The following is a 13,615-nucleotide window of genomic DNA, read 5'->3' as shown; positions in this document are numbered from 1 at the left end:
CGTTGCGGAGTACGGGATCGAGATCGGCTTTTTCCGCACTACTAAAGCACTGTGGGGAAGTGTGCGTTGTTCTCAGTGCCGGCAACGCGGTGATTTCAGGATGCGTCTTCGGCCGCTTGCGGTGCTGCTTCTGGAGTGGCTTCTTCGCCGGAGTTCTGCTTGCGCGCCAGATAATCACGGAACGTGTAGTCGTTTACCAGAATATGTTCAAGCAGCCAGGATTTAACGAACTTCACGGTTTCGATTTCCAGACGAAGATTGCCTTCGGCGTAGGACGTGTGCAGTTCGAAAATCTTTTCGATCATGTCTTCGTGGATTTGCTGGCGCTCGGCAAGCTTCGGGTAGCCGGCCTCCTCCATGATCACCTCTTCATGCTGGAAATGCATCTGCGCGTAGGCAATCAGCTGATTCAGGACTCTGGCGATGTCCTGACGATTCTGCTTTTCCATCCAGAGCGAGTGGAAGTTGTTGATCAGACGAAACAATTCTTCGTGCTCGGTATCGATCAGGTCGTTGCCGATCAAATACTGGTTCGACCAGGAAAGCAGTGCCATGGAGCGATTCTCCCGCGTTTTTCTAGTTTGTCAGGATACCGCGTTACGTCTGCCGAAGAAAGCTGCCAACAACAGCGCGAAGCTAACCACAGGCCAGTTGCCCCAGCGCACATAGGGCGTGGCGCCTTCGTAGCCTTGAACTTCTCCAAGCAATGCAGCACGGGTGAAAGGTTTCAGAGCGCTCTGAACGTGGCCGCCTGCGTCGACAATGGCGGTCATTCCGGTGTTGGTGGCGCGCAGCATCATGCGGCCTGTTTCGAGGGCGCGCAACTGGGCGATCTGCAGATGTTGTGCCGGTGCCAGTGAATCGCCGAACCAGGCGACATTGGAAAGATTGACCAATAGCGTGGCTTCGGGTAGCGCGCGGATGATTTCCTCACCGAAGGCGTCTTCGTAACAGATATTCACGGCGACCTTTTGCCCGGCGATGCTCATCGGCACCTGCAGTTTCGCGCCGGGAGTGAAGTCCGACATCGGGATGTTGGCCAGGGCCAGGAACCAGGCAAATCCGGGTGGCACGAATTCACCAAAGGGTACGAGATGGGTCTTGCTGTAATGCTGCTCCTCCGACTGGCCAAGGCTGATGGCGCCGTTGGCGTAGCGTGTACTGTCGCCGATGGCGATCCCCAGGAGCATATCGCCTCGCTGGCGTTCAGCGAGCCTCTTCAATTCATCGAGGTACTCGCCCGGAACCTGTCCAAGAAAGGCGGGCAGTGCCGTTTCGGGGAGGACGGTCAGTTGCGCCGGATTCTCCAGTGCCAGGCGGTAGTAGATACGCAGAGACTCGCTGAATTTCTCGGGCCGCCATTTCATGTCCTGCGCAACATTGCCTTGCAGCAGTGCGACGCTCAGCGACTCACCCTTCGGTGACGTCCAGCGCACGTCGCGCAAGGCATTGCCAGCGGCAAGCAACAACACAACAATCAGTATCTGAATTGCCGGGCGCCAGCGTGGCGGTTTTGTCAATGTGTTGCGAGAGCCGGGGCGGGGTTCAACCGAAATCCAGCGCCGGAATACCTCGCCGATCAGTGTCGCGAGCAGGGCCGTCAGCAGAGTAAGGCCATAGACGCCGAGTACCGGGGCGAACCCGGACAGTGGGCTGGGTGGTGCTTGCGAATAGCCGGCCGCCAGCCACGGAAAGCCGGTAAGGATCCAGCCGCGCAGCCATTCCGAGAGCGTCCACAGGCACGCAAAATACAGGCTGCGTTGCCACCAGCCGTTCGGCGAGAAGCGGAAAAAAAGGGCGCCCGCAAGTGCCGGAAAGATCGACAGGACACAGCAGAATAGAAAAGTGGCCAGCGCGGCCATGGCTCCGGGCATGCCGCCGAAAACGCTCAGACTGACATAAACCCAGGATACGCCGGCAATGAACAGACCGAATCCAAAGGAGGCTCCGAGTAGTCCGCCAGCGAACGCGTTCTTGAACGAGCCGCCATTTTCGCTTGCACGTCCGTCCAGCAAGATGTACAGGCCGCCCAGCGTCAGCCAGATCAGTGGGAACCAGCCCGCCGGTGCATAGGCCAGGACGCTGGCTGCACCGAGCAGCAGCGCGATGATCAAGCGCGGGACAGGGGGCACCACTCAGGCCGGCTCATCGGTGTCCGGCAGGGGGCTGACAAGCAGCGTGTAGAGCCTGCGACTGTCGGCACGAAGAACCTGAAAGAGAAAGCCGCCAAATTCGATGGACTCACCGCGTTTTGGCACCACTCCAAGATGATTCATGATTAGGCCGCCGACGGTATTGCATTCCTCGTCGCTGAAATTCGTGCCGAAATGCTCATTGAAATCGTCGATGCCTGTTTGCGCCTTGACGCGATAACGCCCGGCATGGTCGAGGCGGATGTTGTCGTCAGCCTCGTCAAAATCGTATTCATCTTCAATGTCGCCGACGATCTGTTCGAGTACGTCTTCAATGGTGATCAGGCCACACACACTCGCGTATTCGTCGACGACCACGGCCATGTGATTGTGCGATACACGAAATTCGCGCAGCAGCATGTTCAGTCGCTTGGACTCGGGAATGAATACAGCCGGGCGCAGCCAGTCACGCAGATTGAATTTGACATCGGTCTGCAGGCGCAGGAGATCCTTGGCCAGCAGAAGTCCTATGACGTTGTCGCGATCTCCGTCGATGACTGGAAAGCGCGAGTGTGCGGTGCGATTGACCTGGGCAATGATTTCGCTCTGCGGATCGTCGATGTCGATGACTTCCATCTGGGATCGCGGCACCATGACATCGCTTACGCTGATTTCGGAGGCAGCGAGCGCGCCTTCGGTGATCGACAACGCGTCGGCGTCAAGCAGATTGCGCTCGTAGGCCGAATGAAGGAGTTCCATGAGTTGTTCTCTATCCTCCGGCTTGCGCAGGAGCATAGAAGACAGCCGTTCAAAGAAGCCGAGTTTGTTAACTGGGTTGATGTCCATGGGTCAGGTGTTTTCTGAATAGGGATTCGAGTATCCGAGCGCGGCCAGAATGGCGCACTCATGCTGCTCCATCAGGCGAGCTTCCCGCTTGCTGGTTTCGTGTTCGTAGCCCTGCAGGTGCAAGATACCATGCACGATAAGATGAGCATAATGGGCTTCAGTAGCTTTGCCCTGTTCGCCAGCTTCGCGCTCGACCACCGGCGTACAGATGACGATGTCACCGCACACAATCGGCTCGGTGGCGTAGGGGAAGGACAGCACGTTGGTCGCGTAGTCCTTGCCGCGGAAGTCACGATTCAGCAATTGTCCTTCTTCGCTGCCGACAAAGCGCACAGTGATCTGTCCGCCGCGCACGCCATTGACATTCAAGGCGGCTCGAGCACAGGCGCGAACCAGCGGACGCAAAGGCAATCCTGCTTTCTTGCATACGTATTGAACGGAAAGGTTGAGACGCCTGCTGGTCATTTGCCTTCCAGCGAGCTGGTGTGCGATTCATAGGCGGAGACGATGCGGGCGACCAGCGGATGGCGGACAACGTCTTCCTTCTGGAATTCGGTGAAGGCGATGCCGCGCACGTCCTTGAGTATCTGACGCGCTTCGATCAGCCCGCTCTTCTGGCCACGTTGCAGATCAATCTGCGTCACGTCGCCGGTGACCACGGCCTTGGCGCCGATGCCGATGCGCGTGAGGAACATCTTCATCTGCTCGGGCGTGGTGTTCTGCGCCTCGTCGAGAATGATGAAGGCATGGTTCAAGGTGCGGCCGCGCATATAGGCGAGCGGTGCTATTTCGATGGCACCGCGCTCGAAAAGCTTGGCCACCCGGTCAAAGCCCATCAGATCGTAGAGCGCGTCGTAAAGCGGACGCAGGTAGGGGTCGACCTTTTGCGCCAGATCGCCGGGCAGGAAGCCGAGCCGCTCGCCGGCTTCGACTGCTGGGCGAGTCAATACGATGCGCTGCACCAGCTCACGCTCGATAGCGTCAACAGCCGAAGCTACCGCCAGATACGTTTTTCCGGTGCCGGCCGGCCCGGTGCCAAAAGTGATGTCGTGTTCCTGAATATGCTTGAGGTATTCGACCTGGCGCGGCGTGCGTCCGTGAAGCTCCGTCTTGCGCGTCATCAACGCCGGCGACAGGCCGCCGCAGAGCGCATCACCGCGCGCCGGGCGATTGATCAGCTCGATCAGTCCAAGCTGGATCTCGTCGACCGAAAGAGTGTCCTTGGCCAGTGCGTAAAACCGTTGCAGGGCTTCGGAAGCGCGCGCTGTCTGTATCGATTCGCCGCGCAGTGTGAAACGTTCGCCGCGGCGAGCGATGGAAACATCGAGCGCGGTTTCGATCTGGCGCAGATTCTCGTCGAGCGCGCCGCACAGATTGGCGAGGTGTGTATTGTTGACGGGCGAGAGCAACAGTTCGACGGCTCTGGGTTTTGCTGTGGTTTTGGCGCTCATGTTTCCGGGATGATATCTTGGTCAGGAACTCACGAACTCACGATTTCGCCTCGCAGCGAATGTGGCGCTACCGAGATGATGCGCAGGTCGAGAAATTGGTGTACCAGCCGGGGATCGCCGGTGAAGTTAACGACGCGGTTGTTATCGGTACGTCCAGCAAGCTCGGTTTTGTCCTTCTTCGACAAACCCTCGACCAGGACGCGTTGGATACTGCCGACCATCGATTGCGAGACGATCTGCGCCAGCTCGTCGATACGCTTTTGCAGTCGCATCAGGCGTTCGAGCCGAACTTCATGCGGTGTATCGTCGCGTAGCTCTGCAGCCGGTGTGCCTGGGCGGGGGCTGTATAGAAAAGAGAAGGAAGCGTCGAAGCCGACGTCATCGATCAGCGCCATCGTTTTCTCGAAATCCTCAGCCGTTTCGCCGGGGAAGCCGACGATGAAATCGGATGACAAGGACAGATCGGGGCGCGCGGTACGCAGTTTGCGCACGATGCTTTTGTACTCGATCGCAGTATGCCCACGCTTCATTGCTGCCAGTACCCGGTCCGAGCCGGATTGAACTGGCAAATGCAGATGCGAAACCAGTTTCGGTACGGTGGCGTAAACATCGATCAGACGCTGCGAAACTTCACGAGGGTGCGAAGTTGTGTAACGGATGCGCTCTATACCGGGAATTTCCGCGACATATTCGATGAGCAGCGCGAGGTCGGCGACTTCGCCGGAATCCGCTTCGCGAGACGCCATTGCGCCGCGGAAGGCATTCACGTTCTGCCCGAGAAACGTGATCTCCTTGACACCCTGCGCGGCCAGACCGGCCACTTCGGTCAGAATGTCATCGAAGGGGCGTGAAACCTCCTCGCCACGTGTGTAGGGAACAATGCAGAAAGTACAGTATTTGCTGCAGCCCTCCATGATCGAGACAAAGGCCGACGCGCCTTCGACCTTGGCCGGCGGCAGGCTGTCAAATTTTTCGATTTCAGGGAAAGAGATATCGACTTGCGACTTGCCCAGACGGCGCCGCTCTGCAATCAATTGCGGCAGGCGATGCAGGGTCTGCGGGCCGAAAACGACGTCGACATAGGGTGCGCGGGCAACAATTGCCGCGCCCTCCTGGCTGGCAACACAACCACCGACACCGATCACTAGATCGGGATTCGATTGCTTCAGAAGCCGCACCCGTCCGAGGTCGTGGAAAACACGCTCCTGCGCCTTTTCGCGCACCGAACAGGTGTTGAAAAGAATGATATCGGCGTCTTCAGGCCTGTCGGTCTTGACGATATCTTCGGAAGCGGCGAGCACATCGGCCATCTTGTCCGAATCGTACTCGTTCATCTGGCACCCGAAGGTGCGGATGAACAGTCTTTTTGACATATCTACTGTTCAGTTTTTTGGATGTGCCGAGGCTTCGGCCGGGCTGATCATCCAGACGCGATAAACCAGGCCGGATGCATCGGTGAGGTAAACAACGTCTGACGGATTCTGGATACTCATCGTCATGACGATCAGGTTCTTTTGACTCCGGAATTGGGCTGTAGGCGACAGGCGCATCGTGTTTCCATCGATTACCACGCGGCCGTCACCCAGTGGGGGCAGCATGACGCCCATCTTGGCTTCGGGCGGCAGCGTGCGCGTCGTGGCATAAATCTCGTATTGCGCCGGATTGCGTGCAGCGCTCTGCGACGCAGTTTCGATTATGGCGCTGATAATGGAGGCGATAAGTGAGGCAGGAATCGGCATGGCCCCATTATAGACAAGCTTGCACGCCTTGTGTGGCCGCAGAAACTTGACCGGTCGCCGCTCCAAACTCTATAATCTCGCGCCCTGCACGGTGATGTAGCTCAGTTGGTTAGAGCGATGGATTCATAACCCATAGGTCGGCAGTTCAATTCTGCCCATCACCACCAGTATTCATGCGGCCTCCAGCGATGGGGGCCGTTTTCATTTTGGGCCATGGCCCATCCATGGCCCACGAGTTTCGTCAAAAATCATCATTTTGACCTATGGACCAAATGGGCTGGAAGTCTCATCGAGGGACATAAGGGTGCGGGCAAAATCCAAAAATCATGAACCAAGAGTGCCTTTGAGATGGTTCGAACCCTATCATCTATTTTTGGATCCGGTTCGGTGGTTGAAAAACACTTCCACCTGAATTCCGAGCTTCCCCCGATATTTTATCTGCCAAGAGTGACATAACCTTGAAGCTACCCTTGGATGAGGTTCTATCTGTCCTTCGTTTTCCAAAGGGTGGCGTTCATGCGACCCGCATTATTCCTTCTTGCTCGGGTTCGCAGTCGTCCAAAAACTGATTCGGAGCGATTCAGAATGGAAGAGCCATGAATCAGTTGAGCTTTGCCGAAACAACATAAGGCGAATAGCCGAGACGATTCAGTTTGCGGAAGACATTGCCATCTTGATGCGCCTCAGGCCGCCCCCCACGGTTTCTGCTAGCTTGACCACGTATGGATCGTCCGAGGGGCGTTCGGCCGCCCATTCACAAAACGATGCCATGAGTGCAGCACGTTCCATGGAGAGTTTTGACGCCAACAACTCTGACTCAATGATCGCGACCATGGCTGCTGCGGCTCGGAGGCGGTTGATTTCGGGGGTTGGAGGTGGAATCTGCTTTGGCATGCCAGCACTCTAGCCGAGGTGGGTCAGACAACCGAGGAACTATTCAACACTTCTTGCATTTCTCAGGGCATAAGACGAATGATCTACCCGAGACCATCGCCTTCGATCTTCACGCGCAATAGTTCCATTCGCCTCATTCGCCTGGCCCAGGTTTTGGCATTACGCTCCGTGCGCATGCATCCCGATCTCAATTCATCGCGAAGGACCGAAGAATCGGATGCGACGAGGTGACCTGACTGGGCTGGCGGGATGTATCTTGCCATGAAGAACTGCGGGGGTTCGATCGGGTTGTCGATGGGCATGCGTCAATGACCTGATCGTTGGCGGAGAGGAGCCAGGATGTCCTTCAGCCCGTTGTGATCGATTTCCTGCATCAATGCCAACAGACGGCCAATCTCTCCCTGCGGAAATCCCTCGCGAGCAAACCAGTTGAGGTAGTTGCCCGGCAAGTCGGCGATGATCCGTCCTTTGTGCTTGCCGAATGGCATCTCCCGCGTGACCAGCAACTCCAGATCCTCAGGCTGCATCAGACTTCCTTGATGACCTTCTTGCCCGGGTGCTTCGAATAGCGCAACAGCACATCCCTGACCTCGACTTCGAGTTTGACATTGCGGCCCCCGCAAATCGATTGCTTTAGCCAGGCGACATCACCACCAGCATTCAAGCGACCTCCAGCGCTGGGGGCCGTTTTCATTTTGGGCCACGGCCCACGTATGGCCCATCCATGGTGCCCGTATCCCAGGCGATTTCTTGAAAGTCTACCGATTTTTTCGTACGACAATACTCTTCTTTAAACGCTTGTTGACATGTGGTAGTGTGAAGTTTCCTATTTTGGAGGAGAACATGATGCCTATCGGATCGAGCGGTTTGAAATTCAGAAAGGCCGCGTATGCAGCGTGTCTGGCAGTGTTGATGACTTGCGGCACGGTTGGCGCCGCCGAGGTACCGCTGGTCGATGGTACCCACTGGACGAAATCGGCGCCAGAAGTCAAGAAAGCGTATCTGGTTGGCCTAGCCAACGCCATTCAGGTCGACGTCGCGTTTCAAGCAGACAATCCAAAAGCGAGCATGAGCGACTTTTCGCCGAAAGTGGCCGAGGGGATGAAGGGCCATACCCTGGACACGACGCTGGCCGCCGTTGACAAGTGGTACGCGGCGCACCCCGATCAGTTGCAACGCCCGGTGGTCGAGACGATCTGGTTTGAAATGGTCGTCCCGGGACTCAAGAAAACCAAGTAACGGAGGCGAGAGATGAAAAGGACTGGATTGATTCTGGCGACTGTTGCCGCATTGACCGTTATCGGTTGCACCAACATGACCCCGCGCGAGCAGGGTACGGTCAGTGGAGCGGCGATTGGCGCTGCTGCGGGCGCGGGCATTGCCGCCATAGCGGGTGGTAGCGGCTGGACCGGCGCGGCCATCGGCGGCATTCTTGGCGGAACGATTGGCAATATCAAGGGTAAACAGCAGTAGGCGTGGCTATTGAACTGCAATCCGGCTTTCCGTTCAGCGAAGGCCGATTGCTTATCGGAGAGCCGCGTCAGCGGCTCTTTCTTTCTTGATCGCCTGTGCCGCATTTTGAGCTCGGCGACCGGACGTGCACGGCAGCGCAGGGGGCTCCAGATTCGATCGGTTCTAGGCGTCGATGCGCGTATTCCGGGCCTGTCGGGTGGCCTCAACAATCGTTTCTGGGGTAATATGCAAGTGAGGAACGGACCGGTTCGGACTGGCATGCGTTTTGGCGGTACCGGCGGTGCGCCGCGGAATTTTTAACCAGCAAGCAAACAAAGGGGAGCACTATCATGTTGACCTATGAAGATTGCGTCGAACTGAGCGATTTGACCGAGGAAGAGATTGAAGCCGTGGCCCAGCACGAGCACCTACCTGAAATAGTGGCCCTGGAACTGGGCAGCTATCTGGTGCATAGCCCTGAGGGCGTTCCGATGATCAAGCGCATTATTCTGGACGATATCGAGGAAGAGCGGCGGCTTGGCAACGAGAAGAAGGCTTTGCATCTGAAGATGGTTCTCCGGCACTTTGTGCACACTCATCCCAAGCATAAAGCCAAGGCTTAGGGGTACCGGGTTCCAGAAAAAACGGAAATTTCGGGAAGCGCGGGAGATGTGCCTCGCTAGATGTACTCGACCTCGCAATCGGTTTGGCTAGTTTCATAGCACTACGGCAGGGACATTGATATCACTTGGCCTCCAGCGATGGAGGCCATTTTCGTTTGTGCGCTGTCTGGCGTGTCAGTACTCTCAGTACACTTCAAACCTGACGGCGCCGCGCCGCTCGCCTTTGAATGGCCTCCCGAAGAACAGCAGCCCTTTGCCTTTGAGAACGACGAAGCTGTTCTTGACCAGGAACTCCTCGCCGGTATCCGGCAAAACGGACGTGCCATTGGTGCTCGTGTCCGTCAGTACGATGTATTTGGACTGTCTTTCGATCATGCAATGATTGCGGGAGATGAATACATCGACGATAACCAGATCGCAAGCCGGGTCGCGGCCGACCGTGACCAGGGGGTTTTCCTGAGTCGCTTCTATGGTTTTCAGGCCATGGTGTAGCAGCAGATACGGTTCGGCCGGATGGGACGTCATGTTGGCCGGCCAGAACGACTCCCCGCCAAACGCGGCGGACGGAATCTCACGTCGCCAATCGACCTTGTACGCTGCGATCTCGACAGGGGTGTCTTCAAATGGGCGGGTGAGTTTTCGAAGATCCGGGTTGAGCGATTTCACGACGAGTTCCGAAGCCACGATACCGTCATCGGACACCGCCAGCCGCACTGCGACTTCTCGCGTGTTGTCGTCCCCGTCCCGCGATCTTTGCCGAATGAGGCCCTGATGGATGCCGATGCGCAACGCAAGTCTCTGCTTGGCGACCTGCGGCAATACGGCGCAACGGTGCTGCATCTCGCACGCGCCGAGCAGCGCCGCATCAGCCGTATCAAAGGTCATGACCAAAGCATTCTGGGTTCGTTCGTCTATCCGCCCCCGGTAAGTGGCGGCGATCCGTTCGAGCCGATTCAGGCGCCGTTCAAGGGGATGCCCGGCCTTGGCGTCATCGAACTCTGCGGAGGCTAAACCGGTTCTCAGAATCACGGCATGGACGAGGTACTTGCTACGCGTTTTGTTCATGGCGATGGTCTGTGGCGTTTTTTGTCAAGAAGACGTATTTTCAGTCTGAATTGTAACGTATTCGCCAAGCTTGTCCGTAAGCGTATGAGTTACGCCATAGATATGGCGTTGGTCACCTGATGAACTGGATTGGCATCGGCGGTGAGCGATGGCGTCGGTTGCACCAATCCTCCTGACGTTTTCAGAAAAAAGTTTTCCCTGCCACGTGTTTCGGGTTTGCAGTCGCGATTCGAGCAGCGCCGGAAACTTCGATAAACGCATTCCCCAGTCGGGCGAGACGAGCACACTCGGCGGAACCTCGCTGCCCAGTCGCTGAATCTTGACGCTCGGCGGAAGGTATTCGAGCATGTCAATCACGGCGTCCAGGTAACTTTCGGGATTGAGCAGCGGAACGCTGTCGGGCGAAATGCGATACTGGTTGGCAAGTCGTGTGCCGCGCAGAATCTGCAATTGGTGGAACTTCATCGCATCCAGGGGCAGCGTGGAAAGTGCCTTGGCCCCGGCAATCAGGCTGTCCCGACTTTCGAGCGGCAAGCCAAGCAGCAGATGCCCGGTGATGAACAAGCCACGCCCGGCAGCACGTCTGATCGCGTCCTGGGTGCAGGCGAAGTCGTGCCCACGCAGACATTCGCGTAGCACCTCATCGTTGCAGGATTCGATGCCGATCTCGAGTTCCACCATCGTACGGGTGGCGAGTTCGGCGAGATAATCGAGCGTTTCTTCAGGCAGGCAGTCGGGTCGTGTGCCAATGACGATGCCGCAAATATCCGGGTGGGAGCGCGCGATGTCATACGTCGTCTTCAGTTCTTCGAGATCACGGTAGGTGTTCGAATAGCTCTGGAAGTAGGCAACGAACCCCTTGGTTCTGGGGTAGCGTCGACGCATGAACTCGACGCCGGTGTCGATCTGGGTCACGATGTCCCGCTGTTCGCGCAGATAGCTGGGCGAGAAACCTTCGTTGTTGCAAAAGGTGCAGCCGCCGACACCGAGCAAACCATCGCGGTTTGGGCAGGTGAATCCGGCGTCGATCGAGACCTTTTGCAGGCGACCGCCGTATTCGCGCTTCGCCCAGTCGTTATACGCGTGGTATCGATGGCCGTTGAAGCAGTCTTCGCCGTCAGGGAGATTGTTCATTGTGTGAGTGCTTGCATGATGCTCAGGAGCGCGATTCCCGAGTCTGATGCGCTTCATCGGGACTGCAAGCCTGAGATCTTGGGATTTTCGGTTGCTTGTTGTGACCCAGACGATCAGGACGAGGCAGTCGCAGCGGCCTGGACTCCGCCAGCAGAACTCAGTGTGATGCGCCGCAATTTGTCGGCCTCGATCAGGTCTTCGATTCGGGCGAAAACCTCGAACCGGGAAAACGGCTTCTTCATAAAGTCGTCGGCACCGATCCGCTTGGCATAGAACTGTTCCGTGGCCTGTTCGTTGCCGCTGATCATAATGACCGGAATCGTCCGCGTCAGCGGGTCGCGGCGCATCAGTCGCAGGGCGGCAAAACCGTTCATGCCGGGCAACACGATGTCAAGAAAGACCAGTTCGGGTTTTTCCTGACGAACCAGCTCAAGTCCCGTTTCGGCATCCATGGCCTCCAGGGTAACGCAGCCTGCCGAGCGCAGCATTTTTCTGAGCGCAGCAACAATCGTCGCTGAATCGTCGATGATGAGCACACGCCTGTCTTTGTGCGTGTTGAGGCGTTTCCGGCTGCGCCGCTCTACCGGCGCAGAAGGCGCGAAATCGGCCTTGGGCGGCACGGATTGCTGTCTGGTTTCGTCTTCGGTCTTGCCGAGAATTGATCGGAACTGCGTGAAAATGCCCATGAGTCCTGCCTTTCGATCAAGCACGTGGCGTAGCCCTGAATTACGTCAGATCGCCTCGCCACCCCAAGGTCGCCAGTATAGATGAATTGCCTGCGGAAAACCTTCACTACCTTGCACGACATCGATGATTGGCCCGACACGGGAGCGGGGTTCCCTTTGCAGCATTCGCCTTGTACCATTCCGCTCGGCTGCCTTGCGACAGCGAGCTTAGATAATGAAGCATCACAACCCGGGGGGCTTGGATGGAAACGTTCGGTAATGTCATCTTCTGGATGATCAAGATTTTCCTGCTACTGATCGGTTTCGCATTGATTCTCGGCGGTGGTTTCTGTGTTGTCATGCCACTATTCGAACGCTCCGGAGGTTACGGGGTCATCTTCGTTGGCGTCGGTCTGGCGGCACTCCTGATCGGGTGCATTACCTTCTGGGCAGCGTTGCGAATCATTCGAAAAAGCTCTGCAGCACAGGCACAGGCACAGGCAGCCGAAGAGCAACAGCGCGTCGGTCGGGCGGGCGCCGGGGAGGGCGAGTAACCCGTGCGTCTTGATACGGCCTATCCGCTGGCGCATCCGGTTTTTGAGGCGCTGGCGCTGTTTGTCGGCGCTCAGTATTACCGCATCCTGCGACGCCGGGCGGGCGCTCCGGGCTTGCTTACGGGCAAGGATTTCGGCGTCGTGCTCGGTTGTGTATTCGGCGCCGCACTCGGCAACAAGCTCGTCTTCTGGGCCGAGTTCCCGCACTTGCTACCGCGGTACTGGGACCAGCCGGCCGTGCTGCTGGCTGGACAATCGATGGTCGGCGGCTTGCTCGGCGGCCTGCTCGGCGTCGAGCTGGCGAAGAAGCTGACCGGGATAACGCGGTCAACCGGCGACGACTTCGTTTTTCCGGTATTGCTCGGCCTGATGATCGGGCGCGTCGGCTGCTTTCTCGCCGGATTGTCCGACGGCACGTATGGTGTGGCGACCAGCCTGCCGTGGGGAATCGATTTCGGCGACGGCGTTGCGCGCCACCCGACGCAACTGTACGAAATCGTTTTCGCGGGATTGCTCTGGGTGTGGCTGCGCCGATTGAGACCGACGCTGGGACAAACGCCGGGGCTGCTGTTCAAACTGATGCTGAGCGCCTATTTGCTATGGCGTCTGCTGGTCGATTTTCTCAAGCCGGTGCCGTATGAATTTCCCGGTGGTCTGTCGGGTATCCAGATCGTCTGTATTCTGGCCCTGCTGATCTATCTGCCTCTAGTCGTTTCCAACTGGCGCGGGATTCGATTGTTTCCTCTGAAAGCGGAATCGTGAGCCGCAAGAATCGCCCCTATCTCTTTTACGACACGACCTCCTCCGTATGCTCGACCTGCCTGCATGCCGTCGAAGCCAAGATACTTATCAAGGATGGCTCGGTCTTTCTGGAAAAATGGTGCCCGGCGCACGGCACCGAGCGGGTGCTGATCAGCGACGATGCAGCCTGGTACAAGCTGGCGCGCGAGGTGTACGTGAAGGCGCCGGAAATGCCCGAGCGTTTCAATACCAAAATGACTTATGGTTGCCCGTACGATTGCGGCCTGTGCCCCGATCACATGCAGCATTCCTGCCTGAC

General features: G+C 57.4%; 18 protein-coding genes, 1 tRNA gene and 1 pseudogene. 7 read left to right on the top strand and 13 right to left on the bottom strand.

The features are described 5' to 3' along the window. Positions 1-95: 95 nt before the first annotated feature. Genes PROAA_RS18345 through PROAA_RS18315 form a run of 7 tightly spaced genes read right to left on the bottom strand, consistent with a single transcriptional unit; the run spans position 96 to position 6,168 of the window. Complete coding sequence (locus tag PROAA_RS18345) at positions 96-554, bottom strand: bacteriohemerythrin (protein ID WP_186412731.1); 459 nt, start codon at positions 552-554, stop codon at positions 96-98. Positions 555-584: 30 nt separating this feature from the next. Further along, positions 585-2,135 (bottom strand): apolipoprotein N-acyltransferase, encoded by a 1,551-nt coding sequence (lnt, locus tag PROAA_RS18340; RefSeq protein ID WP_245664350.1) that lies wholly within the window; start codon positions 2,133-2,135, stop codon positions 585-587. Continuing rightward, entirely contained in the window at positions 2,136-2,978 is an 843-nt protein-coding gene (locus PROAA_RS18335; protein ID WP_186412730.1) for a CorC family transporter, read from the bottom strand. Between the two features lie 3 nt (positions 2,979-2,981). Then, positions 2,982-3,443, bottom strand: a complete 462-nt coding sequence (ybeY, locus tag PROAA_RS18330; protein WP_186412729.1) for an rRNA maturation RNase YbeY — start codon at positions 3,441-3,443, stop codon at positions 2,982-2,984. Next, entirely contained in the window at positions 3,440-4,429 is a 990-nt protein-coding gene (locus PROAA_RS18325) for a PhoH family protein (protein WP_186412728.1), read from the bottom strand. The genes ybeY and PROAA_RS18325 overlap by 4 nt, the downstream gene beginning before the upstream one ends. 29 nt (positions 4,430-4,458) lie before the next feature. Beyond that, on the bottom strand, positions 4,459-5,802 hold the full coding sequence (gene miaB / locus PROAA_RS18320) for a tRNA (N6-isopentenyl adenosine(37)-C2)-methylthiotransferase MiaB (RefSeq protein ID WP_186412727.1): 1,344 nt from the start codon (positions 5,800-5,802) through the stop codon (positions 4,459-4,461). Between the two features lie 9 nt (positions 5,803-5,811). Beyond that, positions 5,812-6,168, bottom strand: coding sequence for a hypothetical protein (locus tag PROAA_RS18315; protein ID WP_186412726.1), 357 nt, complete (start codon positions 6,166-6,168; stop codon positions 5,812-5,814). Positions 6,169-6,258: 90 nt separating this feature from the next. On the opposite strand from PROAA_RS18315, the gene PROAA_RS18310 reads away from it, so the two are divergent. After that, positions 6,259-6,335, top strand: a tRNA-Met gene (locus PROAA_RS18310). Positions 6,336-6,816: 481 nt separating this feature from the next. On the opposite strand, the gene PROAA_RS18305 is transcribed toward PROAA_RS18310, so the two are convergent. The 3 genes from PROAA_RS18305 to PROAA_RS18295 form a co-directional block, all read right to left on the bottom strand. Further along, entirely contained in the window at positions 6,817-7,062 is a 246-nt protein-coding gene (locus PROAA_RS18305) for a hypothetical protein (RefSeq protein WP_186412725.1), read from the bottom strand. Between the two features lie 305 nt (positions 7,063-7,367). Then, entirely contained in the window at positions 7,368-7,589 is a 222-nt protein-coding gene (locus PROAA_RS18300; RefSeq protein WP_222102365.1) for a DUF3820 family protein, read from the bottom strand. After that, positions 7,589-7,726, bottom strand: a complete 138-nt coding sequence (locus PROAA_RS18295; RefSeq protein WP_186412745.1) for a hypothetical protein — start codon at positions 7,724-7,726, stop codon at positions 7,589-7,591. The genes PROAA_RS18300 and PROAA_RS18295 overlap by 1 nt, the downstream gene beginning before the upstream one ends. Positions 7,727-7,905: 179 nt before the next feature. Here PROAA_RS18295 and PROAA_RS18290 point away from each other — a divergent pair, with 179 nt between their 5' ends. From PROAA_RS18290 to PROAA_RS18280, 3 genes are all read left to right on the top strand, one after another. Beyond that, positions 7,906-8,301 carry a hypothetical protein gene (locus PROAA_RS18290; protein WP_222102364.1) on the top strand — a complete coding sequence of 132 codons (396 nt, stop codon included), beginning with the start codon at positions 7,906-7,908 and terminating at the stop codon, positions 8,299-8,301. A gap of 12 nt (positions 8,302-8,313) precedes the next feature. Further along, the gene (locus PROAA_RS18285; RefSeq protein WP_186412724.1) at positions 8,314-8,535 is read left to right on the top strand and encodes a YMGG-like glycine zipper-containing protein; all 222 of its coding nucleotides are present in this window, start codon (positions 8,314-8,316) and stop codon (positions 8,533-8,535) included. Between the two features lie 329 nt (positions 8,536-8,864). Further along, positions 8,865-9,137, top strand: coding sequence for a hypothetical protein (locus PROAA_RS18280; RefSeq protein ID WP_186412723.1), 273 nt, complete (start codon positions 8,865-8,867; stop codon positions 9,135-9,137). A 183-nt stretch (positions 9,138-9,320) separates the two neighbouring features. Here PROAA_RS18280 and PROAA_RS18275 read toward each other — a convergent pair whose 3' ends face one another. From PROAA_RS18275 to PROAA_RS18265, 3 genes are all read right to left on the bottom strand, one after another. Continuing rightward, on the bottom strand, positions 9,321-10,202 hold the full coding sequence (locus PROAA_RS18275; RefSeq protein ID WP_186412722.1) for an FHA domain-containing protein: 882 nt from the start codon (positions 10,200-10,202) through the stop codon (positions 9,321-9,323). A gap of 24 nt (positions 10,203-10,226) precedes the next feature. Further along, complete coding sequence (mnmL, locus tag PROAA_RS18270) at positions 10,227-11,336, bottom strand: tRNA modification radical SAM protein MnmL/YtqA (protein ID WP_186412721.1); 1,110 nt, start codon at positions 11,334-11,336, stop codon at positions 10,227-10,229. Between the two features lie 113 nt (positions 11,337-11,449). Further along, positions 11,450-12,022 (bottom strand): response regulator, encoded by a 573-nt coding sequence (locus tag PROAA_RS18265; protein ID WP_186412720.1) that lies wholly within the window; start codon positions 12,020-12,022, stop codon positions 11,450-11,452. Between the two features lie 242 nt (positions 12,023-12,264). Between PROAA_RS18265 and PROAA_RS18260 the strand changes: the two genes are divergently transcribed. From PROAA_RS18260 to PROAA_RS18250, 3 genes and pseudogenes are all read left to right on the top strand, one after another. After that, a complete protein-coding gene (locus PROAA_RS18260; protein WP_186412719.1) occupies positions 12,265-12,555 on the top strand; it encodes a hypothetical protein in 291 nt (96 codons plus the stop codon). A 3-nt stretch (positions 12,556-12,558) separates the two neighbouring features. Continuing rightward, positions 12,559-13,317: a prolipoprotein diacylglyceryl transferase gene (locus PROAA_RS18255; RefSeq protein WP_186412718.1), complete on the top strand. Its 759-nt coding sequence runs from the start codon at positions 12,559-12,561 to the stop codon at positions 13,315-13,317. After that, positions 13,314-13,615: pseudogene (locus PROAA_RS18250) on the top strand (radical SAM protein); the annotation flags it as partial. The gene PROAA_RS18255 and the pseudogene PROAA_RS18250, both read left to right, overlap by 4 nt.

Source organism: Candidatus Propionivibrio aalborgensis (assembly GCF_900089945.1).
In the GTDB taxonomy this organism is placed as follows: Bacteria; Pseudomonadota; Gammaproteobacteria; order Burkholderiales; family Rhodocyclaceae; genus Propionivibrio; species Propionivibrio aalborgensis.
Note: the sequence above shows the minus strand (reverse complement) of the source record. Positions and strands in the feature narration are given on the sequence as shown.